At 57.0% G+C, this 25,473-nt stretch carries 23 protein-coding genes and 1 pseudogene; 3 read left to right on the top strand and 21 right to left on the bottom strand.

The window, feature by feature from the left end:
• The first annotated feature begins 33 nt into the window (after nucleotides 1-33).
• Together ETC00_RS11040 and ETC00_RS11035 are read left to right on the top strand one after the other, a co-directional pair.
• Nucleotides 34-744, top strand: coding sequence for a response regulator transcription factor (locus ETC00_RS11040; RefSeq protein WP_171566099.1), 711 nt, complete (start codon nucleotides 34-36; stop codon nucleotides 742-744).
• The gene (locus ETC00_RS11035; protein WP_171566098.1) at nucleotides 731-2,122 is read left to right on the top strand and encodes a sensor histidine kinase; all 1,392 of its coding nucleotides are present in this window, start codon (nucleotides 731-733) and stop codon (nucleotides 2,120-2,122) included. Before ETC00_RS11040 ends, ETC00_RS11035 begins: the two co-directional genes overlap by 14 nt.
• Nucleotides 2,123-2,245: 123 nt before the next feature.
• On the opposite strand, the gene ETC00_RS11030 is transcribed toward ETC00_RS11035, so the two are convergent.
• Nucleotides 2,246-2,878: a nitroreductase family protein gene (locus ETC00_RS11030; protein WP_171566097.1), complete on the bottom strand. Its 633-nt coding sequence runs from the start codon at nucleotides 2,876-2,878 to the stop codon at nucleotides 2,246-2,248.
• Nucleotides 2,879-3,047: 169 nt separating this feature from the next.
• Between ETC00_RS11030 and ETC00_RS11025 the strand changes: the two genes are divergently transcribed.
• Nucleotides 3,048-3,794, top strand: coding sequence for an SDR family NAD(P)-dependent oxidoreductase (locus ETC00_RS11025; protein ID WP_171566095.1), 747 nt, complete (start codon nucleotides 3,048-3,050; stop codon nucleotides 3,792-3,794).
• 105 nt (nucleotides 3,795-3,899) lie between these two features.
• Here the strand turns inward: ETC00_RS11025 and ETC00_RS11020 are convergent, their stop codons facing one another.
• From ETC00_RS11020 to treR, 20 genes and pseudogenes are all read right to left on the bottom strand, one after another.
• Complete coding sequence (locus tag ETC00_RS11020) at nucleotides 3,900-5,558, bottom strand: b(o/a)3-type cytochrome-c oxidase subunit 1 (protein WP_171566094.1); 1,659 nt, start codon at nucleotides 5,556-5,558, stop codon at nucleotides 3,900-3,902.
• 14 nt (nucleotides 5,559-5,572) lie between these two features.
• The gene (locus tag ETC00_RS11015; RefSeq protein ID WP_171566093.1) at nucleotides 5,573-6,040 is read right to left on the bottom strand and encodes a cytochrome c oxidase subunit II; all 468 of its coding nucleotides are present in this window, start codon (nucleotides 6,038-6,040) and stop codon (nucleotides 5,573-5,575) included.
• A 30-nt stretch (nucleotides 6,041-6,070) separates the two neighbouring features.
• Entirely contained in the window at nucleotides 6,071-6,223 is a 153-nt protein-coding gene (locus ETC00_RS20475; RefSeq protein ID WP_171566091.1) for a cytochrome c oxidase subunit 2A, read from the bottom strand.
• Between the two features lie 180 nt (nucleotides 6,224-6,403).
• A complete protein-coding gene (locus ETC00_RS11005; RefSeq protein WP_171566090.1) occupies nucleotides 6,404-7,060 on the bottom strand; it encodes a response regulator in 657 nt (218 codons plus the stop codon).
• Nucleotides 7,032-8,126, bottom strand: a complete 1,095-nt coding sequence (locus tag ETC00_RS11000) for a PAS domain-containing sensor histidine kinase (RefSeq protein WP_171566089.1) — start codon at nucleotides 8,124-8,126, stop codon at nucleotides 7,032-7,034. The genes ETC00_RS11005 and ETC00_RS11000 overlap by 29 nt, the downstream gene beginning before the upstream one ends.
• A 174-nt stretch (nucleotides 8,127-8,300) precedes the next feature.
• Nucleotides 8,301-9,542, bottom strand: coding sequence for an outer membrane protein assembly factor BamB family protein (locus ETC00_RS10995; RefSeq protein WP_171566088.1), 1,242 nt, complete (start codon nucleotides 9,540-9,542; stop codon nucleotides 8,301-8,303).
• Nucleotides 9,543-9,787: 245 nt separating this feature from the next.
• Nucleotides 9,788-10,181 (bottom strand): annotated as a pseudogene (locus ETC00_RS20655) (sporulation protein YunB); the annotation flags it as partial.
• A gap of 165 nt (nucleotides 10,182-10,346) precedes the next feature.
• A complete protein-coding gene (locus ETC00_RS10985) occupies nucleotides 10,347-11,339 on the bottom strand; it encodes a copper amine oxidase N-terminal domain-containing protein (protein ID WP_171566087.1) in 993 nt (330 codons plus the stop codon).
• Between the two features lie 575 nt (nucleotides 11,340-11,914).
• Nucleotides 11,915-12,619 carry a sporulation protein YunB gene (yunB, locus tag ETC00_RS10980; RefSeq protein WP_171566086.1) on the bottom strand — a complete coding sequence of 235 codons (705 nt, stop codon included), beginning with the start codon at nucleotides 12,617-12,619 and terminating at the stop codon, nucleotides 11,915-11,917.
• 30 nt (nucleotides 12,620-12,649) lie between these two features.
• Nucleotides 12,650-15,433 (bottom strand): calcium-translocating P-type ATPase, SERCA-type, encoded by a 2,784-nt coding sequence (locus ETC00_RS10975; RefSeq protein WP_171566085.1) that lies wholly within the window; start codon nucleotides 15,431-15,433, stop codon nucleotides 12,650-12,652.
• Nucleotides 15,434-15,459: 26 nt separating this feature from the next.
• A complete protein-coding gene (locus tag ETC00_RS20860; protein WP_256379887.1) occupies nucleotides 15,460-15,594 on the bottom strand; it encodes a hypothetical protein in 135 nt (44 codons plus the stop codon).
• Between the two features lie 48 nt (nucleotides 15,595-15,642).
• On the bottom strand, nucleotides 15,643-16,302 hold the full coding sequence (gene ytaF, locus ETC00_RS10970; RefSeq protein ID WP_171566084.1) for a sporulation membrane protein YtaF: 660 nt from the start codon (nucleotides 16,300-16,302) through the stop codon (nucleotides 15,643-15,645).
• A 93-nt stretch (nucleotides 16,303-16,395) separates the two neighbouring features.
• Entirely contained in the window at nucleotides 16,396-17,412 is a 1,017-nt protein-coding gene (gene mglC, locus ETC00_RS10965) for a galactose/methyl galactoside ABC transporter permease MglC (RefSeq protein WP_171566083.1), read from the bottom strand.
• A gap of 15 nt (nucleotides 17,413-17,427) precedes the next feature.
• A complete protein-coding gene (locus ETC00_RS10960) occupies nucleotides 17,428-18,948 on the bottom strand; it encodes a sugar ABC transporter ATP-binding protein (protein ID WP_171566082.1) in 1,521 nt (506 codons plus the stop codon).
• Nucleotides 18,949-19,031: 83 nt separating this feature from the next.
• Nucleotides 19,032-20,075: a galactose ABC transporter substrate-binding protein gene (locus ETC00_RS10955; protein WP_171566081.1), complete on the bottom strand. Its 1,044-nt coding sequence runs from the start codon at nucleotides 20,073-20,075 to the stop codon at nucleotides 19,032-19,034.
• Nucleotides 20,076-20,144: 69 nt separating this feature from the next.
• Nucleotides 20,145-20,396, bottom strand: a complete 252-nt coding sequence (locus ETC00_RS10950) for a hypothetical protein (RefSeq protein ID WP_171566080.1) — start codon at nucleotides 20,394-20,396, stop codon at nucleotides 20,145-20,147.
• A gap of 10 nt (nucleotides 20,397-20,406) precedes the next feature.
• Complete coding sequence (locus ETC00_RS10945) at nucleotides 20,407-21,303, bottom strand: Cof-type HAD-IIB family hydrolase (protein ID WP_171566078.1); 897 nt, start codon at nucleotides 21,301-21,303, stop codon at nucleotides 20,407-20,409.
• A 13-nt stretch (nucleotides 21,304-21,316) separates the two neighbouring features.
• Nucleotides 21,317-22,999 carry an alpha,alpha-phosphotrehalase gene (gene treC, locus ETC00_RS10940; protein ID WP_171566077.1) on the bottom strand — a complete coding sequence of 561 codons (1,683 nt, stop codon included), beginning with the start codon at nucleotides 22,997-22,999 and terminating at the stop codon, nucleotides 21,317-21,319.
• A 95-nt stretch (nucleotides 23,000-23,094) separates the two neighbouring features.
• Nucleotides 23,095-24,507, bottom strand: coding sequence for a PTS system trehalose-specific EIIBC component (treP, locus tag ETC00_RS10935; RefSeq protein WP_171566076.1), 1,413 nt, complete (start codon nucleotides 24,505-24,507; stop codon nucleotides 23,095-23,097).
• A gap of 104 nt (nucleotides 24,508-24,611) precedes the next feature.
• Nucleotides 24,612-25,322: a trehalose operon repressor gene (gene treR, locus ETC00_RS10930; protein ID WP_171566075.1), complete on the bottom strand. Its 711-nt coding sequence runs from the start codon at nucleotides 25,320-25,322 to the stop codon at nucleotides 24,612-24,614.
• Between the last annotated feature and the right edge of the window lie 151 nt (nucleotides 25,323-25,473).

Genomic DNA, 25,473 nt, shown 5'->3' with positions numbered 1-25,473 from the left:
TTATCTTACCCGCAGGAGCAAGGAGTAGAGACGATGAAAGTGTTGTTGCTGGAAGACGAGAAGTCGATTCGCGACTTTGTCCGCATTAACCTGAAACGGGCAGGCTGTGAAGTGGTGGAAGCGGCCAGCGGGGAAGAAGCGCTGGAAATCGCCGAAAACCAGCCGGACATCGAGATCGCGATTCTCGACGTGATGCTGCCGGGGATCGACGGCTTTACGGTATGCGGGCACCTGCGCCAGAAGTTCCCCCGGCTCGGCATTATCATGCTGACGGCCAAGAGCCAGGAACGAGACAAGGTGATGGGCCTGGAGTTTGGGGCGGACGATTACGTGGTAAAACCTTTCAGTCCGGCGGAGTTGCTGGCGCGCGTCAAGGCGCTGCACCGCCGGCTCTACTCCCTCCCCGCTCCTGACGAGGCAAAACACCTCATCGACATCCATCCGTTCACGCTGCTTCTGGACGAGCGAAAGCTCTTGAAAGGCAGTCAGGAGATCGTGCTGACCCCGAAAGAATTTGCCATCATCAAGCTGCTTGCGGAAAACGCGAACAAGGCGATCAGCCGCGACGAGATTCTCACCAAGGTCTGGGGTCAGTTTTTCGTCGGCGACCTGAAAGTGGTCGACGTGAACATTCGCCGCATCCGCCAAAAAATCGAAGAAGACCCCGCCCACCCCAAATTCGTGGAAACGGTTTGGGGCTATGGTTACTTATGGCGAAAGGAAACGAACAATGAGAGGGATTAGGGCCAGACTGATCATCCACTTCGGGTTCATCCTGTTGTTGATCGTGCTGGTGTTGGAAGGGTTGTTCTACTGGGCGGTGCATACCTATTACTTCGGCACCGCCACCGAAACGCTGGTCACGCGGGCCACTACGTTCACCACCTTTATCAACAAGTATGCAGGCACGTACGGGCTGAAAGAAAAGGCCCGCTATATTTTGGAGAATGTTTCAAACGGGGAAACTGCCAAAGTGGAAGTGCTGGACACCGGGGGAAAAGTGCTGCTCAACTCCTACGGATTTCAAACCGCCGAGGTGATTGACACGCCCGACGTGAAGGAAGCCCTGACAAACACGACGGGCATCTACGTCGGCAAGTCACCGCAGACACCGGAGCGGGTCATCGCCGTCTCCAACCGGCTTACCTACCTGGGGGAAACGGTCGGTGTCTTGCGCTACACCATTTCCGCTGAACCGCTGTACGCAGCCGTCTACAAGATTGCGATGTACGGCGCAGGCGTCGGGGCCGTCGTCGTACTGTTTGCCTTTGGCCTGAGCCTGGTGACAGCCAAGCGCATGGTCGACCCGATACTGGAGCTGACCCGAGCGGCTACGCAAATGGCGACGGGCAATTTTTCCGTCCGGGCGGCCAAGCGCTACGACGACGAGGTGGGCACGCTGGCGGAGACGTTTAACTACATGGCCGAAGAGATCGGCAAGAACGAAAAACTGAAAAACGACTTCATCTCCTCCGTCTCCCACGAACTGCGAACGCCGCTCACCTCGATCAAGGGCTGGGGAGAGACGCTCCTTTCCGGCGGGCTGAACGATCCGGAAGAAACAAGGCTTGGCCTGGAAGTGATCGCCAAGGAAACAGATCGACTGATCGGCTTGGTGGAAGAATTGCTGGATTTCTCAAAGTTTCAGTCGGGCGAGCTGAAACTGTCGCGGGAGCGGCTGGACCTGCGCGACGTGCTGGAAGACGTCCGGGTGCAGTTCGCTGTCCGCTCGCACGACAAGGGTGTAGGGCTGCAGGTTGTCGTGCCGGATGCCCCCCTGCCGGTTACAGGTGACGTCAACCGGCTGAAGCAGGTCTTTGTCAACTTGCTGGACAATGCCTTCAAGTTTACCCCCAGTGGCGGGACGATCACCGTAACGGCGGAGGAGACCGGGAGATGGGCGGTCATCGCCGTAACGGACACGGGCGAAGGCATCGACCCGGAAGACCTGCCCCACATCACGGAGAAGTTTTTCAAGGGGCGGTCCAAACAGGCCGGCAGCGGCCTGGGCCTCTCCATCTGCCAGGAGATCGTCCAACTCCACGGCGGCCATTTCCACGTCGACAGCCGGCTCGGCAGCGGAACCACGGTAACTGTCGAACTGCCGCTGACAACGAAATGACGCCCAGCTCCCTCAGGATGACCACTGCAAAAACAGACCACGAACGGCAAATAGCCGGCAGCCCTCTCCACGTGGACGGGCTGCCGGCTTGTTCGTTTTTCGCCTGATGGGATGAGAAGCTGATTAGAAGCTGTTTTCGATCACCAGTTGATCCAGGCCAAAGCGCGCGGTCGGACGAGCGGGCACACTGGCCTTGCCCACCGTAATCATCATCACTGGAATGTAGCGCGGCGGGATGTTGAGCGCCTGGATAAGCGCGTTACTATCAAAGCCGAGCATCGGGCACGTGTCGTATCCTTTTGCTTTGGCGGCCAGCATCAACTGCATGGCTGCGAGCGAAGCATTGCGGATCGCCTCGTCGCGCCCAATTTGCGGATTGTTGCGATACGTCTCTTCGATTTGGTTGATCAACGTTTCCCGCACTTGTTCGGTGACGTACCCCTTGGCCAGCGCATCGTCATAGACCGGACGTGCCGATTTGTCCGCCTCCAAATCGCCGAGTACAATAATAGTGGCGTAGGCGTCTACCACCTGCTGCTGCCCGTAGGCGATCGGCAGAAGCTGCTCTTTTTTGGCCCTGTCCGTCACCACGATAAAACGCCAGTGCTGCAGGTTCCAAGAAGACGGGGCAGTCGCGGCCAAACGCAGGATTTCGTTTAATTCCTCGCGGGGAATCTCTGCGTTGGGATCGTATTTGCGCACGCTGTGGCGTGCTTCCATGACTTGTTCAGCCGTCAGTTTTACGTCTGCTTGCATACGGGAAGCCTCCTCTGTCACTCATATGGTAACACTCTTACTTTATATTAGTCGCTTACGTATTGCAACAATACAATATGCCGGAACACCAGTCTTGCTCCTTTACCAGTGTTCCACACCCGTTTCATTCGAGGGGCCGGCCCATTTTCGTTGACAGGAGGAATTAATCATGTCGTTTGCAAACAAAATTGTCGTTGTCACCGGAGCCGGGCGGGGAATTGGCTTTGCTGTCGCCTCCCTGTACGCCGCCCGCGGCGCCCACGTGGTAGTCGCCGAACAAAACCGAGAGTCGGGAGAAGCCGCAGTTTCAGCCATCACCGCGGCAGGCGGAACCGCGGTTTTCCATCCGGTCGACGTCAGCGTCCCGGCCGAGATCGAGGCACTTATGCGCATGGTTTCGTCCCGCTTGAACAGGTTGGACATTCTCGTAAACAACGCCGGCATCTCACAGTGGGCCTCACCGTACGAGCTTTCGGTCGAGGAGTGGGACCGCATTCTGAACACAAATCTGCGCAGCGTCTTCCTCTGCTCCCGGGAAGCGGCCAAGCTGATGCGCCAATCCGGAGGCGGCGCGATTATCAACATCGCTTCCACGCGGGCACACATGTCCGAACCGCACTCGGAGGCATACGCCGCCTCCAAAGGGGGCATTCTCGCCTTGACGCACGCCCTGGCCGTTTCTTTGGGACCGGACAACATCCGCGTCAATGCCATCTCGCCCGGCTGGATCGAGACGGGCGATTACGATGCACTGCGGCCGGAGGACCACCACCAGCACCCGGCCGGACGCGTCGGCAAACCGGAAGACATCGCCCGCGCCTGCCTGTTTTTGACCGATGAAGGCAACGATTTCGTCACCGGCGCGGAGCTGGTGATCGACGGCGGCATGACGCGGAAGATGATTTACGTGCCGTAAGCCGCGCCGCCGACTGCGAACAGCGCATCGAAAACATAAAAGGGACGGTTCCGAGCAGATCACGCTGCGTGAACCGTCCCTGTTTCATGTGCCAATCCTTCGTTGCTACCAGGTGCGGATTGGCGGCGAACCCGGCGGATGGTGGTTAAGCTGTTCCAGGATCGGGTAGCCGTACGCCATCACGATCAGGAAGACCAGCACGCCCACCCAGACCGGCCAGCGCTCCAGAATGCGCGGTGTATGTTGTACTGTCTCCGTTTCCGCAATCGGATACTCGGTTTTTCCTTTGGGTGCAAAGAACGTCAGATAACCGAGGATCAGCAGCAGCAGAATCGCCGCCGTAAACAGCAGACCCCCGCCAAAGGCCATGACGCGCTGATAATCCATCCATTCGAGCGCAACCGGGTGATCCATGTAGGTCGTGTAGCTGGTTCGCCGAGGCGATCCCTGCAAGCCCATGTAGTGCATCGCAAACGACATCAGGAACATGCCGACTGCCCAAAAGACCGTCTGCACCATGCCCATGCGGTTGGCTGTACGGGTGAGCGTCCTTCCCGTCAGCGCCGGAATCAGCCAGTAGCTGACACCGAAGAAGGTGAGCGCGACTGCCGCTCCTATGGTAATGTGGAAGTGGCCGGTTACAAAGACTGTGTTGTGGACGACGGCGTTCATCTGGTTGCTGGCGTTGATAATCCCCCCGGCCCCGGCCGGAATGAAGAACAGCATGCCGACAAATGGTGCGAAGAAGCGCACATCCGACCACGGCATTTTTTTCAGCCAGCCAAACAGCCCGACTCCGCCTTTTTTTCGTCCGGTCGTTTCAAATGTGGCAAACATGGAGAACGCGGTCATCAGCGACGGAATCACGACAATCAGCGTCAGGATGACGTGGATCATCTTCCATCCCGGCGAGATGCCCGGTTCCATCAGTTGGTGGTGGAAGCCGACAGGGATGGAGAACAGCAGCAGGCAGATAAATGCCAGCCGGGCCAGCGAGTCGCTGAACACGTGGCCGCCGATGACCCGCGGCACGCATACGTACCAGGCAATGTACGCCGGCATCAGCCAGAAGTAGACCAGCGGATGGCCGAAGAACCAGAACAACGTCCGGCTGAGCATGATGTTGATCGTCGAGGTCCAGCCAAACGACCAGGGAATCAGCTGGAACAGCACCTCCACTGCCACGGGCAGCGTGGCGATGATCCACAGCAGGAAGGTCGTGACCGACATGAACACGAACAGGGGTGACATTTTCCCGCTATTTTCCCGTTTCCATTTGCGATAGCTGCTGAAGATCGCGAATCCGCCCAGCCAGCTCCCGACGACCAGCAGGGCCGCCCCGATGTAAAAGTACGGCGATGCCTTCAGCGGCGCGTAAAAGGTGTAGAGAACGGACGCGTCGTTGGTGATGATCGTCACGAGCGCCATGGCCGTACCGACTGTCATCAGCACCCAGCCGGCCCAGCCCCATCTCAAGGCAGCGGCGTGCAGGGCACCGCCGGTAGTACGCGCTACCCCGGAAAGCAGAAAGCCGATGATGAAGTACGTGGTAAAGATAAGTGCCATCAACACGCCGTGCGCGGTCAAAATCTGATAGTAGTTGGTCCAGCTCGGCAGTTCGATGAGGCCGCCGCGCACCATCCCCTGCAGCATTCCAGCCAGCGCCGCAAGTCCAAACGCGACATACGCCACCCAGATGTACGAAAGACTGAGACGAGCCGTCGAGCGGTCTACAGGCGTCTGACTAAATACAGCGATTTTCATGTTCCGTCACCTCCTTATTTCACCGTGATTGTGGTCGCCATGACCTGATGGCCGGCGCCGCAGTATTCGTTGCACAGAATCAGGTATTCGCCCGGCTTGTCAAAGGTGTACGACGCGGAGTTGATGTGTCCCGGCATCACCATGAAGTTGACGTTGGTTCCGGGAATCTGGAACCCGTGCACTACGTCCGGGCTGGTGACGTGGAAGTTGACCGTGGCTCCCAGCGGCACCTCCATTTTCCCCGGAGCAAATCCGAAGGCAAACGCCGTCATGTACGCGTCGTATTCATTCTCTCCCACCTTTTTCAGCCCCGGGTTGTCAAACGGAGGCGTTTGGGTCACCTGGGCCGGGTCAATCATCTCCATGTTGCTTGGCGGAGCCATTCCCATGGCAAACGCGTTGACGCACAAGAGTGCGATAAACAGCGCCAGCCCTCCCGCTCCCAGCGCAAGCCAGATTTTCTCGTAACGGTGCAAATGCATCGTGTCATCTCCCTTCTGCCTTTCACCTTGCTACGCCCGATTCAAAAACAGGGCAAATACGCCAAACCAACTGAGGAGAATGAACGCCCCTACCAACAGCACGGCGGCAAACGTGCCCTTCAGGTTCTCCTGCTCGGGCTGCGTCGGCTTGGCCTGGTGCTGCGATTCCGTACGCGTCTCCACGGCTCGCTCCTCCTTTCCATGCCGTACCGGCTGCGTTTTACGCTTTCATTCTATCCCCCGGCATGAGGGAAGTAAGTCAGGGAAAACCCCTAAAATGATCCAGGAACCTCCCGATTTTTCCCGATTTCTGTCACATTTTGGCCAAAAAGAAAAGACGGCGGTATGCGCCGTCTGCCTTCTCTATTCAAAATCAAGCCATCCTTTTTTGATCGCGTAGCGGACCAGATCCGGCCGGGTGCGCAGATGAAGCTTTTCCATGATGTGCGCCTTGTGCGACTCGACCGTCTTGACCGAAACGGTCAGCTGCTCCGCAATCTCCCTGTTGCTGAATCCCTTGGCGATCAGGATGAGCACTTCCTTTTCCCGATCCGTCAGTATCTCGTATTTGTTCTGCTCTTCGCCGTTTTTCACCATCTGCAGGAATTCCTCGATCAAGGACTTGGTCGCGGACGGGTATAGGTAGGCCATGCCCTGGTGAACGGTCCGGATGGCAGCAATCAGGTCCAGGTCGGGTGCACTTTTCAAAATGTAGCCGGACGCCCCCGCCTGCAGCACGCGAAACAGGTATTCCTCGTCGTCGTGCATCGTCAAGACCAGCACCTGGATGTCAGGCGCTGCTTCTTTTAACCGGGCGGTGGCTGACAGGCCGTTCTCCCCCGGGGGCATGCTCAGGTCCATCAGCACGACGTCAGGCCGTATCTCCAGCGCTTTGTCAACCGCTTCTTTTCCGTCGGCGGCGTAGCCGACCACTTCGATGTCCGGATGGGCGTTGAGCAGCATGCCCAGCCCTGAGCGGACGATGGCATGGTCATCGGCGATCAGGACGCGAATGGCCATCTTCTGTTTCCTCCTTTGCGAGCGGTATGCGCACGATCACCGTCGTCCCCTCGCCGGGGGCCGAGCGGATGTCGACTGTGCCTCCCAGCAGTTGGGCCCGCTCCTTCATGCCAAACAGTCCCAGGCCGGTCCCCTTCTTCTGCGCCCGTTCCACATCAAATCCGATCCCGTCATCCACAACCGTCACCACCAGTTCTTTGTCCCGATCCTCAAACACAATGCCCAACTTGTCCGCCTGGGCGTATTTGGCGGCATTGGTCATCGCCTCCTGCACAATCCGGTAGAGGGCGGTCTCCACCACGGCGGGATAGCGCCGGCGGTCCCCCTGCACGTGCAGGTCGATCAAGAGGCCAAAGCTCTTTTCAAACCGCTTGATCAGCGAGCGGAGGGCGGGCAGCAGTCCCAAATCGTCCAGGGCGGAGGGGCGGAGCTCCAGCGCCATGCGCTTTACTTCCTCCATCGCCTTTGCCGTCATCTGTTGAATGTCGGCCACGTGCTGCCGAAGCGGTTCGCTCAGCTTGCTCTGGCCGACCACGTTGAGCCCGACGAGGATGCTGTACAGCGCCTGTCCCACGCCGTCGTGCAGCTCGCGGGAAATGCGCTTGCGCTCCTCCTCCTGGGCCTGAATGACGTAGTTCGTCAGCTTGTGCTGATACCGCTCCTTTTCAGCCCGCTGCTGATCCGACATGTCCCTCAGGATCAGCACCATTTTGCCGCCGTCTATCTCCGGCAGCTGGGCCGAGCTGGCAGCCACAGGGTAATCCCGTCCGTCCTTTGTCTTCAGCCGCATCTCAAATGACGGCATCTGTTCCTGCTTGAAAAAGCAGTCGGCACAGGTCGCTTCCTCCCGGCAGGTTGCCATGCCCAGGCACAGCTCACATATGTGCCGCTTCCCGATCAGTTCTTCAGTGGCCCAGCCGGACATCTTCTCCAGCGCGGGGTTGGCCGTCACGATCATTCCCTCTTTGTCCACCACCAGAATCGCGTCGCTGACGTTGGCAAAGACGGACGAAAGCAGGGTGAAGGCTTCCTCCGACGAGCCCAGTTTTTTCATCCACGCGTCCATGCGCTCCTCCTCAAGACAAACATCCTTACCGTTATTGTAGAACGCGGACGGGGGAAAGTGTATCGGGGAATTCCCCTACCTCCCTGCTCTTCTCCCTCAAAGGAGCCCGTTTCCCGCAGGGTGATGTCCTGGGTGTGGCCGGTGTCCTGCCTGCCTGTACACCGTGGAAGCCTTTTATTTGGCCTGCAACTGGGTGACGTAGAACACGTAATCGCCGCCTTTGTACTTTTTCCCCGTTCCAATCGCGAGAAAAGCCTCGTCGGAGATTGGCAGCAGCAGATGCTGTTCCCGCTGCTCAGTGCTGTTGGGCAGCACCTTTTCCCATACCGTTACGCCGTCTTCACCCAGTCTGGCAGCGTATCCGTCCGAACTGGCGTCGTTCATGTTGAACTCTTCGTATTTCACGCAGCCGCTGACCAAAAGATCGCCGTCGTCCGTCACCTGGATGTCGTTGAGTGCGCTGGTCTGGGTCTTCTCCGCAAACCTCTTTTCCCACACGTTTTTTCCGTCTTTGTCCACCTTGAGCAGATACCCCAGACCGTATCCAGCCCGGTAGTCGCTGATCGTCCGATCCGTCCCGGCGATGACCAGACTGCCGTCCGGCGTTTCCGCAAAAGCACGGGGAACGGTGTCCAGGCCGGTCTCGTGCCGGCGTTCCCAAACGGTCTTTCCGGACTTGTCCACTTTTGCGAGGAAGAGATCCCGGTTAAGGCGGTACGAGTCATCTTCCTGACCAACCGCCCCGAGCAGCACGATGCCGCCGTCAACGGTCTGGCGTACCGCGGTGACCGCATCGTATGCCGCTCCTTCAAACGTCGTCTCCCATTTTGACTTCCCGTCCTGTTCCAGTTTGGCGAGATACAGTTCGGTGCTGCGGTCCGGCTGTTCAAGCACCGCTGCCAGCACATAGCCGCCGTCGTCCGTCTGCAGGAGGCGAATGTCCATGCCGACGTACTTGGGGTAGGTGTTGGCCCACGCGCTTTCACCGTCGCCGTTCACCTTGATCAGGCGGAGATTCCCTTCTGGATCATTCGACCTGGTTAGTCCTGCCAGCAGAAAGCCGCCGTCTTTCGTCTGAATAAAATGGGACAGACGACCTAATTTCTCGTCAGTCACCGTCTGTGCCACCGTCAGTGTGCCTGATTGCTCCACCCGGACGATTTCGTATGTACGTTTGTCAGCCGCCTGGCGCGAGAAGAAGATCTCGCCATTCGTTCCGCGCTGCACGTTTCCGTAAAAGTCGCCGTATCTGTAGGGATGGGATTTTTCCCAGGTCACTGCCGGTCCTTCGATCGTTCCAACGGCCTGCGCCTGACCGCTCCACAGCAGCGGACCCGTGCCAACCAGGGCCAGCGCCAGCAGGCTCGTCCATTTCCACGCCCGTCCCTTCTGTCCTCCATGCGGTATCAGTCCCATTCGATTCACGCTCCGTCATCAAATATTCTCCTTATTTTTACATGAATTGCCAATTGACGTGAATATGTGAAAGGTAATGTTTTTTCTGGTCTTTTTGGTGGAGTTTTTCCTTCCCGGTCCGGCAGACAAAACAAAGACGGGGCGGCCTTCGCCGCACCGTCTCTGCTGCATACTCCGCCAAGCGTTTCACGGCTGGGTGACGTTGGAATCGTTTCGCGGCAGCGGTACGTCCGGTTTGCCGGTGGGATTGCCATGTTGATCCCCGCCTGTTTCAGCCCGGTCTCCAACCGGGTTTTGACCGATCCGACCGGCACGAACGAGACGGGAATCTCCGGTCCGAAGTGCTCCAGAAAGACGTTTTTCGTGGCCAGCCCCAGCGGCACCGTCACCACGACGTTCTCTTCCTCAAACTCTTTCAGCCGGGCTTGAATGCGGGAAGTAGTCTCCCCCACAATCCGCGCATACTGCTTGAAGTTGAAATTCACGGCCAGGATGTTTCCGTCACTGTCCTTTTCCAAAATGACAATGTCGTCGAAATCGATCCCTTGCTGTAGCAGCCGCTTGGTCACCGCATCGCTGATGGCCAATTTTGCGATCTGATCCGTTTATTTGCGCGGCAATCAGCATCAGGGTCGGCTCAAAATTGCTGCCCAGACGCTCCCGCTTCATTTTCCAGTCTTTTTCAAAGTCTGATTAATTCTTACAGAAAAACCGGGACAGCAGGTGCCATCCCGGTTCTTTTCCATTCCGTTAATGAGACTTCTCTTATTATCACGTCAGCCAGTCGTTGCTGTTTGGCCTTTTTTATTCAGCGATATCCACAACGATTTTTTCTGCTACACCGATTGGTGGCAGACTGCGTGTCAGCTTTGGCCCGTAGAACGCAAACACGTTCATGTCAGCCTTCAAGTCTTGCGGTTTGAGTGCTTTGTTGTCCTTGGCATTAACGATGATCGTCTTGTCATTAATGATCAGCGCTACTTTTTCCGGAGAGGTCGCTGTCAGACCGCGTCCTTCTACCAGCATTTTATAGGTGCCTTGCTGGTCAGGCTCGATGCTGACTACTATACCTGTTGTCCCTACTACTTCCGCAGATTCCAGGCTGCTTTTGACAACAATGCTGAGCGCGCCTGTCTGCGGTGGCCGGCTCATCGCCATGAAATTATGGTGTGTCGCTTCTACTTCCATGCCAAGCTTCAAGTCTTCCGGCTTCAGCTCTTTGCCCGCAGCGTCGGTAATTTTGGTTTCCGCGCTGATGTGCAGGATGATTCCTGTCTCATATCCATTCAACGCAATGGAAACTTTGCCATCGTCTGTTTTGTTGATCGTCGTGATCGTGCCAGTACGCACTGGCGCTTTTTCTGCCTCTTCGTCCACTACCGTCACCGCACTGTCTGTCACATTGACTTTTGCTTGCAGGATTTCATCCACGAAAGCGACTGGAACATAGGTGCTGCCGTTTAGGAGAAGCGGCTTTGCTCCGAGTGTCTTGTACATTTTCGCAAACGGGTAGCGGTCCTCCCCGGCTTTGGCGTAGCTCGCGATCGCGCCTTTTTGCACTTCCGCTGCCTTCAGTTCGTTGTTCCAGCTTACTTTGTACCCAAGGGATTCAGCTACCGGACGCAGTGGAACCAAAACGGTTTGTTGCTCTTTATCAAAAATCGCGGCTTGCTCAAGCGCGCTTCCGTTTACATTGACCGACAGTTTTTTTACTGGTTCGGAGGCAGCCGATACGATATTCGTTCCCAGCACGGCCAAAGCCGCCAATGTCATCATGCCTGTACGAATTTTTTTCATGCTGCATTCCTCCAATGCTTGTTTTGTACTTGATTTGTGCTTCTATTCATTTCATTGGACGGAATAGTTTTTGATACGTTTCAACAAACTATTGATTGACGCTTGTCGTTATTTCTTCCCCTTCCAAGAAATAATAAAAAAGACAAAAAAGCTGATCCCGGTTAATAAATGTATTGCGAAATTAAGATATGTCTCGGTGGTCACATTTCTAGAAGGTATAATTCCTACTGTGTTTGGTGGATTTAGTCGAAAATAAAGACTTGCTACAGCAGATATTATAATAAATACGGATAATACTACCCCGAGCAAAAACTTATTCATAAATTACTTCTCCCACTAAAAATTAATGTTCTCGAGTTGAGTCCATATAATTGTGTAAAAACGGAGTCTCTTTGAAAAAAAGAGAGCCATTTCAAAAACCCTCGGGCAGAATGAAGTTGACCACAAAACATTCCAGGAAAGGGGGATTTTGAAAATGGCTCACTATCAGATTACTGTAGATTCGCAACTTTTGCAGCAGCTTTTTCTCGGAATTCGCAGGATTCAGGAGCGGCCAAACTGCCGCCCCTCTTCCATTATGGCTGATGTATCATCTGCTCATTTCTCGGCATCGGTACGTCCGGTTTGCCGGCGGGATTGTTGTAGAGATAATCGGGCACCTTGCCGACGATCAACGCTTCCGTAATCGGGATTTGCGTCGTCACGGTCCGCTGCTCCGTGGCAAACGGGATGACGATCCTGAGGTCCACCTCCACCCAAATGTAGACGGTGATTAGCACCATGTTGATCCCCGCCTGTTTCAGTCCGGTCTCCAACCGGGTTTTGACCGATCCGACCGGCACAAACGAGACGGGAATCTCCGGTCCGAAGTGCTCCAGAAAGACGTTTTTCGTGGCCAGCCCCAGCGGCACCGTCACCACGACGTTCTCTTCCTCAAACTCTTTCAGCCGGGCTTGAATGCGGGAAGTGGTCTCCCCCACAATCCGCGCATACTGCTTGAAGTTGAAATTCACGGCCAGGATGTTTCCGTCACTGTCCTTTTCCAAAATGACAATGTCGTCGAAATCGATCCCTTGCTGTGTCAGCCGCTTGGTCACCGCATCGCTGATGGCCAATTTTGCGATCTGATCCGTTTTTTGCGCGGCAATCAGCATCAGAGTCGGCTCAATCCGCCGTTCGACGATCACAAACAGCACCAAGAGGCCGGCCATCACGGCCAAAAGCGTCGCGATCAGGCGACGGCCCCGTCGGCGCCACCCGCCTTTCCTGTAGCCCCACACGTCGTTCTCTCCCGCTATCCGACATGCTTCTCAGGAACGGACCGCCCTCATCGACCGTTCTGCCGTGCTCCGCGGCCGGCCGCTCCGCAGCGCCCCGCCAATGCCCGCGACAAACGTTGGCACGCCTGCTGCCACGAGGATCAGCGCCCAATCGCGGAAAGACAGATCCGTGGTCTTAAAGATCGGCTGAAGCGCATCAATGTAGACCACGCCCAGCACCAGCAGCACGGATGAAAGGACCGCCCAGACGAGGAACTTGTTCTCAAAGATGTTGCGATGAAACACGCTGTATTGGCTGCGGCAGTCAAACACGTGAATCAGTTGGGCCATCACCAGGGTGACAAACGAGACTGTCTGCGCATGCACCAGATCATCGGGGTTTTCCCGGAGCGTCAACCAGAAAGACAGCAGCGTCATGCCCCCAATCAGGAAGCCGCGGCTGATGATCTTCCACCCGAGTCCCCGGCCAAAAATGTTCTCATGCTTGTGGCGCGGCCGCTGATACATCGTGTCCGCTTCCGGCGGATCGACGCCCAGCGCCATGGCCGGCAGACCGTCGGTGACGAGGTTGACCCACAATATCTGAATCGGCACCAACGGCAAGGGCATTCCGAGCAGCATGGCAAAAAACATGACGAGAATCTCCCCGACGTTGGAGGCGAGCAGATAGCGGATAAATTTGCGGATGTTGTCGTAGATGTTGCGCCCTTCCTCCACGGCGGCGACAATGGTGGCAAAATTGTCGTCCCGCAGCACCAGATCGGCCGCTTCCTTGGTCACATCCGTGCCGGTGATGCCCATGGCGATGCCGATGTCAGCCGTCTTGACAGCCGGTGCGTCGTTTACGCCGTCCCCGGTCATCGCGACGACGTGGCCTTTGCTTTGCAGGGCGCGGACAATCCGCAACTTGTGTTCCGGCGAGACGCGCGCGTACACGGCGACCTGTTCCACGATCTCAGCCAAACGCTCGTCGCTCATGTTGTCCAGTTCGCGCCCTTCCATCACCTGGCCGTACCCGCGCATGAGACCGATCTGCCGGGCGATCGCTTCTGCCGTCACCCTGTGGTCGCCGGTGATCATCACCGTCTTGATCCCCGCCTGATGGCACAGGTCGATGGCCGACTTCACTTCTTCGCGCGGCGGGTCGATCATGCCTGCCAGACCGACAAAGACGAGGCCGCTCTCCAGCACCCCCAACGGATGTCCCGGCCGATACCCCTGCAGTGTTTTGTAGGCGAATGCCAGCACCCGCAGCGCCTGCGACGCCATCTCTTCCGTCTGGTTCAGCACCTGATGGCGAAGCGACGCACTCAGCGGCTGCACCTCTCCGTTCCAGAGGATGTGGCTGCAGCGGGCCAGCACCGCTTCCGCCGCTCCTTTGGTCAAAAGCGTGAAGCCGCCGTCCGCACCTTTTTCCACCACCGACATCATTTTGCGCTCGGAGTCAAACGGCAGCTCCTCCACGCGTGTCTCCTGCTGTCCGCTTTTCACGCGTTCCGCGCCCTGCCCTTTGGCGGCCAGCACCTTGAGCGCTCCCTCCGTCGGGTCGCCCACCACCTGCCACCGGCGCTCCGTTTTGCCGATACCGAGCAGCTTGCGCGTGTCCTCGCAGGACAGCCGGGCGTTGTTGCAGCGATCGGCGATCCGCAGGATGTAGGACAGCCCTGCGTCGCGGGCAGGAGACACCTGCCGACCGCCCAGGAGAAACACCCCCTCCGGTTCGTAGCCGCTGCCTGTCACCTCGTAGACTGTATTGCTGTGCCACACCCGGGTAACGGTCATTTTATTCTGCGTCAGTGTCCCGGTTTTGTCGGAGCAGATGACGGAGGCGCAGCCCAGCGTTTCCACCGACGGCAGCTTGCGAACGATGGCATTGCGCTTGATCATCCGCTGAACGCCCAACGCCAGCGCGATCGTGACGATAGCCGGCAGTCCTTCGGGAATCGCCGCGACTGCCAGGCTGACTCCGGCAAGGAACATGGTAAACAGGTCGTGCCCGTGCCATACGCCTGCCCCAATGACGACCAGTGTCAACAGGACGGCGACCACCACGAGGATTTTTCCCATTTGTTCCAGGCGGTGCTGCAGCGGGGTCCCCATCTCCTCTGCCGCGTTCATCAGATGGGCGATCTTGCCGATTTCCGTTTCCATCCCGGTAGAGACCACCACTCCCCGTCCGGTCCCTCCCGTCACCATCGTGCCCATGAACGCCATGTTTTTCTGATCGCCCAGCGGAATGTTCTCCCCGCCCGCCGGAGACAGCGTTTTGGCCGTCTTGCCGGCCGGCACCGATTCCCCGGTCAGCGCCGACTCTTCGATCTCCAGTCGGTTGGCTTCAAACAGCCGCATGTCTGCCGGCACCCTATCCCCCGCCTCCAGCAGCACCAGATCGCCCGGAACCAGCCGAGATGCGGGAATCATGTGCACCTGACCGTCGCGCACCACCCGTGCCATTGGGGATGCCAGTTCTTTGAGCGCCTGCAGCGAACGCTCCGCCTTGGCTTCCTGGATGAAGCCCAGCAACCCGTTGATGAAAATAATGGCGATGATCGTGATGGCGTCGAGGTACTCGCCCAGCGCGTACGAAATCAGCGTGGCGCCAAACAAGATCAGCACCATGAAATCCTTGAACTGGTCGATCAGGACAGTGAACAGCGGCTTTCGCTTCGTGTCCGCCAACTGGTTGGGGCCATAGCGGGACAGCCGCCGCTTTGCTTCTTCTTGCGACAAACCGCGGTCCGCGTCGCTGTCAAGCACATCTGCCACATTCGCTGACGTCAGCATGTACCATTTTTGATTCGGCTGTGTGTCCACCTGAATCTCCTCCATCCCCTACGCTTTCATCTCATATGTATGCTGACGAGCCTCAAAATAACCCACTCGTCCATCGCCGGCCTGATCGGCCCCTTGAGATGAAGTCTGTCAGCAGGTGTCCACTGCGGCCGGTCACCCATGTCCGCCGTCGTTTTCGCCATAAAAAACCCCGTCCTCCATTTTGGGAAGGACGGGGTGTATCTCCCGGACTATGTGATGCTCTTGGCCAATCCGATACAGATCAACAGGATCGGCGGCAGCCAGGTCAGGCGAGAAAGCCAGCGGGTTTGACCGGCGCGGCGGCCCAGGGCGATGCCCAAGGCGAGCAGCGCGGCGCTCATGACCGCGATGCACAAGGCGACCGACAGCGGCGGATAGCCGAAAAACGCCAGGCTGATGCCGGCGCCAAACGCATCCAGCGACAGCGCCAGGCCCAGCATGACCGCCTCCCAGCCCATGATGTGGCCGGAGCGGTCTGCGTCCGCCCGGGACGGGTCCCGCAAAATCTGGATGATCAATCCAAACGCGCGAAACTGGGAAACCAGCGCCTGCTCGGCTTCCTTTTGACGATGGTCGTCGTCCTGACTGGTGCTGTCGGCACGGGGAGAGAACAGCCGCCACAGCGTGAACAGCCCCAGCCCCACCAACACAGCCGCCCCCACCCGTTTGCCCCACTCCGGGGACAGCCAGAACGTGAGGGTGGACCCGACCGTCATCACCGCGTAGACGACGGAAAACGAACAGCCTGCCACGACGACAAGCGAGAGAAACGGCATCCGCATGTTCCGAAGTCCGTACGTCATCCCGACGCTGACACTGTCCATGCTGATCGCCAGGGAGACAAGAAGGAGCGAAAACCAGCCGCTCAATGGAGTCACCTCTTTTCCCTTGCCTTCTACTTATACGCCACAGGCTTATCCATTGTGCGGGGCTTCGCTCCGCTTCCGATATTGATCGACCGGTTACCGTTTCGCCAGATATTTGCGAATGTCAAAGGCAACAGCTGCCACGATAATCAATCCCTTGATAATCAACTGCCAGTACGGATTGACGCCGATGAAGGTAAGACCGTAGTTGATCACGCCAAAGATGAGCACCCCTGCCAGAACGCCTTGCACAGTCCCGATACCGCCCGACGTGGAGACTCCCCCCACGACGCAGGCAGCAATCGCATCCAACTCGTACATGTTGCCGTAGTTGTTGGTAGCCCCGCCTGTTCTCGCTGCTTCGAGCACCCCGGCCAGACCGTACAGCGCCCCGGCGATGGCGTAGATGATGATCAGGTTCAGCCCCACGTTGATGCCCGATACGGTCGCCGCCTGCATGTTGCCGCCGATCGCGTACATGTTTTTACCCAGCCGGGTCTTGTTGAAAATCACCCATACCAGAATGGACACGACGATCGCAATAATGACAATGTAGGGAATCGAGTAGGGGCCGGTACCGATGTACCCGGTGCCGAGTTGGCTGAAATCCTGCCGCAAGCCGCCAATCGGCTGCGATTCGTTTGGCTCCATGTCAAAGTAGATGGAGTTTGCCCCGTAGACGATGACCATGGTGCCCAAGGTGGCGATAAACGGCGGGACGCTGAACTTGGCCACGATCACCCCGTTGATCAGCCCCACGACAAGACCCGCCAAAATCGCCAGGAGCACAGGCACCACCAGCGGCATGTCAGGCAGATCCGGAAAGAAGCGGCGCGGATAATCCTGCATTTGCAGCATGGAGGCAGACAGCACCGCCGTCAGTCCCACTACGCGTCCCGCCGAGAGATCGACGCCCCCCGTGATCAGCACAAACGCCGCGCCCAGGGCAATGATTGCCCGGGTGGAAGACTGCAGCAAAATGTCGCGAATGGTGGTCACGGATAAAAATTGGCTGTCGTAGATGGCAATTCCCACGATTAGCGCCACCAGCACGATGTAGATAGCGTTTTGCGTGCAAAATTCACGTATGGATGTCGCTTTCAGTTTACTCATGGTTTCTCTCCTCCTCTACCCCGCCATGTACGCTGTAGCGAGGCGCATCACCTGTTCCTCTGACGCCTCTTTCCCGTCGAGAAAACCGGAGAGGCGCCCTTCGCACATGACCATGATCCGATCCGACATACCCAGAAGTTCAGGCATTTCGGAAGAGATCATGATAATGCTCTTTCCTGCTTTGGCCAATTCGGCAATAATGGAGTAGATTTCGTACTTGGCTCCGACGTCGATCCCCCGCGTCGGTTCGTCCAGCAGCAGAATGTCCGGCTCGGTCAGCAGCCAGCGGGCCAGCAGCACCTTTTGCTGGTTTCCGCCGGACAGATTTTTGATCTGCTGCTTCAGGGAGGGCGTTTTTACCCGAAGCAGTTCAATGCTTTTGCTCGCTTCTTCCTTCCGCTTTTTCTCGTCAAGCAGCAGATAAGGCTTCTCATACCGGGACAGGTTGGCGATGAGAGCGTTTTCCAGGATGGACAGCACCGGAAAAATGCCGGTGACGCGCCGCTCCTCCGTCAAAAGCGCCATCTTGTGTTTTTTGGCCTCGATTGGCGATTTGATTTTCACCTCTTTGCCGTGGATGAACATCCGTCCCGACGAGACTGCCCGCAGCCCGAACAGCGCCTCGACCAGCTCCGTCCGCTGCGAGCCGACCAGCCCGCCGATCCCCAAAATCTCTCCTTTTCTCAGCTCAAAGGACACGTTCTTGAAGGAATGGGCATGCGGCGATGTCAACCCCTCCACCTTCAGCACCACGTCTCCCGGCACATTCTCCCGCTTGGGGAAACGCTGGGTGAGGTCGCGGCCGACCATGCGCGATATGATCAGGTCGGTGGTCAGCTCCTCTGCCGGCCATGTGCCGATCAGCTTGCCGTCCCGCATGATCGTCACCTCGTCAGAGATGCGCAGGATTTCCTCCATCTTGTGGGAAATGTAAATGATCGCCACGCCCCGGCTCTTCAGCTCGGCGATGATCCGGAACAACTGCTCCACTTCGTTGCCCGTGAGCGATGAGGTCGGTTCATCCATCACGATCACGCGGGAGCGGTAGGAGACCGCTTTGGCAATCTCCAGCGACTGCACCTTGGAGACGGACAGGTTTTTCACAACCTCTCGGGGATCCAGTTCCAGGCCCAGATCGGCAAACAGCGCCTTTGTGTCTTGGTACATCTTTTTCTCGTCGACAAATGCGAACGGGCCGAATTGTTTGACCGGGAACCGACCGAGCCAGATGTTTTCCATTACGTTGCGATACGGAACGGGGTGAAGCTCCTGATGAATCATCGCGATGCCATTCTCCAGCGCATCCTTGGCGTTGTTGATCACCGCCTTTTTGCCGTCAAGCAGAATCTCGCCCCCGTCCGGCTTGTAGATGCCGAACAGGCACTTCATCAGCGTCGATTTTCCCGCACCGTTTTCCCCCATCAGCGCGTGAACAGTGCCGGGCCTTACCCTCAGCGTAACGCCGTCCAGTGCCTTGACCCCCGGGAATTCCTTGGAGATGTTGATCATTTCCAATACATAACCGTTATTCGTCATGGCATGTCCCTCCCCCGCTAGTCTTATATGGAATGTAAAGAAGACTTGGCGATTGCCAAGCCTTCGGGCACCGGCAGAGAGTCTTATTTCGCCTCGTCCATGTTTTCCTTGGTGATTTTCTTGTACGGAATCCAGACGTACTTGCCGTCAGTAATCTCGTACCCGGTGTTTTCTTTGGTCGGCGTTTGACCTTGCGCCAGCACGGCGGCGATGTTGAGGGTGGCTTGCCCCTGGTTTTTCGCGTCGTTCAGGACGGTACCCAGCAGCGTGCCGTTTTCCAGCTCCTTCAAGGCCGGTGCCGTCGCATCCACGCCTACGACAGGGATGTACTTGTTGTCCTTGAAGTACCCGGCCGCCTTCAACGCCTCAATCGCGCCAAGCGCCATGTCGTCGTTGTTGGCAAGTACGGCTTCAATCTTGTCTCCCGCAGAAGCGAGGAACGCCGCCATTTTTTCCTGGCCTTTCACGCGGTCCCACATCGCCGTGTCTTCCGCCACTTTTTCCACCTTGATCCCGGCGTCCTCAATCGCCTTCACCGAGTACTTGGTTCGCAGTTCGGCATCCTGATGCCCCGGTTCTCCCTTCAGCATGACGTACTGCAGGACGCCGTCCTTGTTCTTGTCCGCTTCGGGATGGGCTTTCCAGTAGTCGGCAATGATCTGACCGGCAATGGTACCGGACTCTTCCGCCTTGGCCCCGACGTAGTACACCTTATCCCATTTCTGCATGTCCTCCGGCATCGGTTCCCGGTTGAAAAAGACTACCGGAATGTTGGCCTGCTTGGCTTTGTCAATAATGACGCCGGCAGCAGTGCGGTCAACCGGGTTGATGGCCAGCGCGTTGACCTTTTTGGTGATGAACAGATCCACCTTGTCGTTTTGCGTCGGCTGGGAGTTTTGGCTGTCGACGATGTCGACCTGGGCCTTCCCTTCCGCGCTTTGGGAGATGGCGTTGCGCACGCCTGTCATGAACGTATCGTCAAATTTGTAGATGGCGACACCGATTTTGGGAGTGGAAGCACCTCCTCCTCCCTCGCCTGCTGTCGGCTGGGAGCCGCCTGATCCCGAACATCCGGCAATGGAAAGGGCCAGCACGGCCGCTGTCGCTGTAGAAACAAACTTGTTCATCTGAAATCCCCCTTTTCGAGCTCTATGGTGGTGCCCACTGTTCCAATGTAAGCGATTGCAAACGAAAAATTAATAAAAAATCATGTGATTTTCTATCAAAATTCTCAGGAAACTTTTCGACAAAAAAAAAAGCGGAGCCGTTCCTCCCGCAGTCACACAGGCAATACTCTGATCAGCTTGCAGCGCAGTTTCTGGAGATCGTGATAATGCCGTCTTTCTGATATTTACATCATCTCCGGCATTGGAATGGAGGGATTCATGTAGATTAAAGTTCGCCTCCCTTTCACCCTCGCCCCCAAGGGCGGGCGGCCAGCGCAGCACGCTGGACCGCCTAGAAAAGCGCCCATTCCCGAATCGCACGAGCGACGCCGTGCTGATCGTTGGTGTCGGTCACGACAGCGCTGGCCCGCTTGATCTCGTCCTCGGCATTTCCCATCGCGACGCCAAGGCCGACGATGCGCAGCATCGACAAGTCGTTGAAGCTGTCACCGATGGCCATCGTCTCCTCCAGGGCAATGCCGAGTCTGTCCGCCAGTTCCCGCAGCGCGATTCCCTTCTGCGCAAGCCTGTGCGTGACTTCCAGGTTGTTTGCTGCCGACGAACTGACGGCCAGCTCGTTCACGGCTGCCAGTCTGCGGGACACACGATCCAGCTTTTGCCCCTCCCTGGAGAAGACCATTAATTTGTAGAGGTGCTCGCCGGATCGGCCGAGCACGGACGCGTACGAGTCCACAGGGGCGAGTTCCCCGGCGGAAAAACGACGCTCATGCGCTGCACGGATCGTCTGTTCATCCGTGCCGGGAAACGCGCTTTGGATAAACGCACGCAGGACGGCAAACGCCTTATCGCGGTCGTTCGTAAACGTCCCCCGATTCGTGTACAGTTCGTAATACATGTCTTCCTGCCGCAGGATAGCCTCCGCTTCCTCATACGTCTGCGGGGGGATCGGCATACTTCGGACGATCTCCCCGGTTTCGCTCCGCACCTCCGCCCCGTTCACGCAGATGACCGGACAGGTGATGCCGGCTGCCGCAAGCGGCGGCAGGGCTTCTTTGTACGATCGGCCGGTCGCTACAACCACTGTGATGCCGCTGCTCTGTGCTTGTTGAACCGCCCGGGCGTTTTCTGCACTCACCTGGTGCTGCCTGTTCAGCAGGGTCCCGTCCATATCGAGCGCGATAAGCTTTACCCGGCAGCGTTTCTCGGCATTGGTCACGGTATTCGTCACCAGTCGTCCCCCCTTAACCGGCGAAGTAAAAGACAGCCGATTCGTACGGCCGCAGAGACAGCGAACGGACGTCAAGCCCCGTGTCCCGGTAGTTGGACAACAGCAGGGTGGGCTCCCCTGCCAGACGAATATCGTCGGGCAGCGCAAAAGACGTCTCGCTGGCGTAGAAGTTGTTTACCACCAGGAGGGTTTCGTTTCCGTACGTCCGCAGATACGCAAAGATTTGCGGATGATCGTCCAGAATCATCCGAAAATCGCCGTACGCGATGACATCATATGTCTTCCGCAGCTGGATCAGCTTTTTGTAGTGGTAAAAAACGGAGTCCTCGTCTTCAAGCGCGCGCTTCACGTTGATCTCCTTGTAGTTCGGTGCCACGTTGATCCAGGGGGTTCCCGACGTGAACCCGGCATGCGGACTGTCATCCCACTGCATGGGCGTGCGCCCGTTGTCCCGTGATTTTTGCTGCAGAATGGCCAGGATTTCCTGCTCCTGCTTCCCTTGCTCCTGAAGCTGGCGGTAGGCGTTGATCGACTCGACATCCCGGTACGCGGAAATCTCGTCAAAATAGGGGTTGGTCATGCCGATTTCCTCCCCCTGGTAGATGTACGGGGTGCCCTGCATGAGGTGAATCGTGGTCGCCAGCATTTTCGCCGATTCCCGGTGATACTCCCGGTCGTTTCCAAATCGGGAGATCGCCCTCGGCTGGTCGTGATTGCACCAGAACAGCGCATTCCAGCCTCCGCCGCTCTGCATGCCGTACTGCCACTCGCCGAGGATTTTTTTCAGTTGGAGAAAGTCAAAGTCGGCCAGCGCCCACTTCTCTCCATTGGGATAATCCACCTTGAGGTGGTGGAAGCTGAACACCATGTTCAGTTCGTGTTCGTCCGGCCGGGTATACTTCACGCAGTTTTCGATCGAGGTGGACGACATCTCGCCCACGGTGAGGAGGTCAGGCTTCCTGGCGAACACGTGACGATTCATCTCTTTCAAAAACTCGTGAATCCGCGGGCCGTCCGTGTAATACTTGCGGCCGTCGTCCATCGGCGTCTCCAGCGTGTCATCGGGAAAACGCTGGTCTTTGGAGATCAGGTTGATCACATCCAGGCGAAACCCGTCCACGCCTTTGTCCAGCCAGAAGTTCATCATTTCGTAGACCTGCTGGCGCAGTTTGGGGTTTTCCCAGTTCAAATCCGCCTGGGTGACGTCGAACAGATGCAAATAGTACTGCCCCGTGGTCTCGTCGTACTGCCAGGCGCTGCCGCCGAACTTGGAGCGCCAGTTGTTGGGCGCACCGCCGTTTTTCCCGTCCTTCCAGATGTAATAGTCGCGGTACGGGCTCTGTTTGGAGCTGGACGCTTCACGAAACCACGGGTGTTCGGTCGAGGTGTGGTTCACGACTATGTCCATGATGACCCGGATGTTCCGGGCATGGGCCTCCTGCAGCAGTCGTTCGAACGTTTCCATCGTACCGTACGCGGGATTGATATCGCAGTAATCGCTGATGTCGTACCCGTTGTCTCTCTGCGGCGACGGGTAGATGGGGGTCAGCCAAATCACGTCGACGCCCAGTTCCTGCAGGTAATCCAGTTTTTCGATGATTCCCTGCAGATCGCCGGTACCGCTGCCGGTGGTATCCATGAAACTTTTCGGATAGATTTGATACACGACCGCCTTTTTCCACCATGGTTTCGCCATTGTTGATCCACTCCTTTTCCATAATGGGCAATAGCAACCAATCTGCCAAAACCCCCTGCAGATCGGTTGCTATGCTCACCATCTCTCTCTTTTTGTTATTGTGTTTTCCTCGTTTTCCCCACCAGGAACGTCAGTGTGAAGGGCACCACCAGCGCGACTGCCATGCCGAGGAAGAATGCTCCCCAGTGTTCAGGAAAGATCGAGAGAAAACCGGGAAGCCCTCCCACGCCGATCGACGCGGCTTTTACCTTGCTCAGCGTGAGAATGACAGCCCCGATGGCCGATCCGATCATCGCGGACACAAACGGGTACCGGTAGCGAATATTGACGCCAAACATGGCGGGTTCGGTGATGCCCAGGAAGGCGGAGACGGCGGAGGTCAGCGACATGCCTCTCAGCTTTTCCTCCCGGGACACGAACATCATTGCCAGGGCTGCAGACCCTTGGGAGATGTTGGACAGCGCGAGCATCGGCCACAGGAATGTGCCGCCGGTGCTGGCGATCAATTGCAAATCTACGGCAAGGAAGGTATGGTGCATGCCGGTTACGACCAGCAGCGCATAGCATCCGCCGTAAAGCAATCCGCCGAGGATGCTGAATGCGTCAAACAACGAGACGAATCCGGACGTGAGCCAATTGGCCACTCCAAACGTCAGCGGTCCGATCACGGTAAAGGACAGGAAGCCCGTCACGAGCAGGCTGATGGGAGCCACCAGCAGCAGCCGAAACATGTCGGGAATCCGCTTGGTCAAAAACGTTTCCACTTTGGCCAGCACGTAGGAAGAGATCAGCACCGGCAGCACCTGTCCCTGGTAGCCGATTTTGGCGATCTCCCAGCCAAACAGATTCCAGTACGGCACTGTTCCATCCGCTACTGCCTGGGCATAACCCCACGCGTTCAACAAATCGGGATGGATCAGCATCAGACCGAGGACGATACCCAGCAGTTCACTTCCGCCGAAACGCTTGACGGCAGACCAGCCAATCAGGCCCGGCAGGAATACAAACGCCGTATTGGCAATAAGATTAATGATGCCCGCAAAATCTTTCCACTGCTGGTGAACGTCGACGAGCGACGCGTCGGGGTAGAAGATTCCCTTCCCGGTCAGCACGTTGTTGATCCCCATGAGCAGACCCGCCGTCACAATGGCAGGAAGGAGGGGAATGAAGATATCGCCCAGCGTTTTCACAGCTCGCTGGAACGGATTCAATTTTTTAACAGCCGCTTCCTTGGTCTCCTGCCTGGTGGCGCCTGTGATGTCAGCGATGTTAAGCAGCGCGTCGTACACCTTGTTGACCAATCCCTGGCCGATGACCACCTGGAATTCACCGTTCGAAGAAAACGAACCTTTGACGATTCCGATTGATTCCAGCAGCGTCTTGTCGACTTGCCCTTCATCCTTCAAGACAAACCGCAACCGGGTGACGCAGTGGGATACAGCTGCGATGTTGTCCCGGCCGCCTACAGCCTGGAGTATCTGCTCTACTTCCCGCTTGTTGATCTCCATGGGTCCCCCTCCTGTAATCGTTTTCATTCAAATCATACACTTGTTTAAACAAGTACGTCAATACTTGTTTAAACAAGTAAGCATGTGCAAAAAAAAAGAACGCCTTATCGGCGTCGGGCAAAATCCGTGAATTCAAACCGGTCCGGCCTGTGCCGGGATTCGGTGTATTCAAACAACGTGCCGTCGTGCAGGTGGACAAAGTTTTTCACCACCGCCACCAGGTTGTACCCTTTTACATCCAGATGGGCTTTGTCGAGGGCGGTAACCGGCTCCACGTGAATAATCCGCCGGGCAAACCCGATTTTTGCGCCCAGCTTGTCTTCCAGGTATTCGTAAATGGACTGTTCCGCAATCTCCCGCGTCAGGTCGCGAACGATATCTTTTCGGAAGTAGTTGATGTCAAAAATAATGCGCTCGTTTTTCAAGCTGCGCACGCGAAACAATCGGTACGCTTCCTGTCCAAGGGGCAATTTGGTTTTCGCCTGCAGCGGCTTGTCTATGGTGACGACCTCAAACAGCGGAACGGTCGTGACAAAGGCTTGCCCGCTGCTTTCACTCGCTTCCTTGAAGCTGACCAGACCGCCAAACGAGAATGTGATCAAATTCGCATCCAGTACAAACACGCCCTTGCCGTGAACGCTGTTGACGAATCCTTCCTTCGCCAGCAGATCAAGCGCCCGCCTTACGGTGCCCCGGCTTGTCCGATATATCCGGCAAAACTCGTTTTCCGAAGGCAGCTTTTCCCCGGGCGGGTAGGTCCCATCCAGTATCTGTTTTTTGATGTCTTCGTATATTTCCGTGTACCTCTTGTTCATCTGCTGCCTCCTGTGCTTTTGCGGTGACCTTTTCTCTCTATTACATCTGATTTCGCCCGCCGACGCAAAGTCCTGCTTTCCCGTCTCCCCTGATTGCGCTTATCCTGCGCGATTGATCGGTCGAGGCTCGTCATCTTCCCGCCAGCGGATC

Source organism: Brevibacillus sp. MCWH (assembly GCF_013096935.1).
In the GTDB taxonomy this organism is placed as follows: Bacteria; Bacillota; Bacilli; order Brevibacillales; family Brevibacillaceae; genus Brevibacillus; species Brevibacillus aydinogluensis.
The sequence above is the reverse complement of the archived record's forward strand: the minus strand, read 5'-3'. Positions and strand labels throughout refer to the sequence as shown.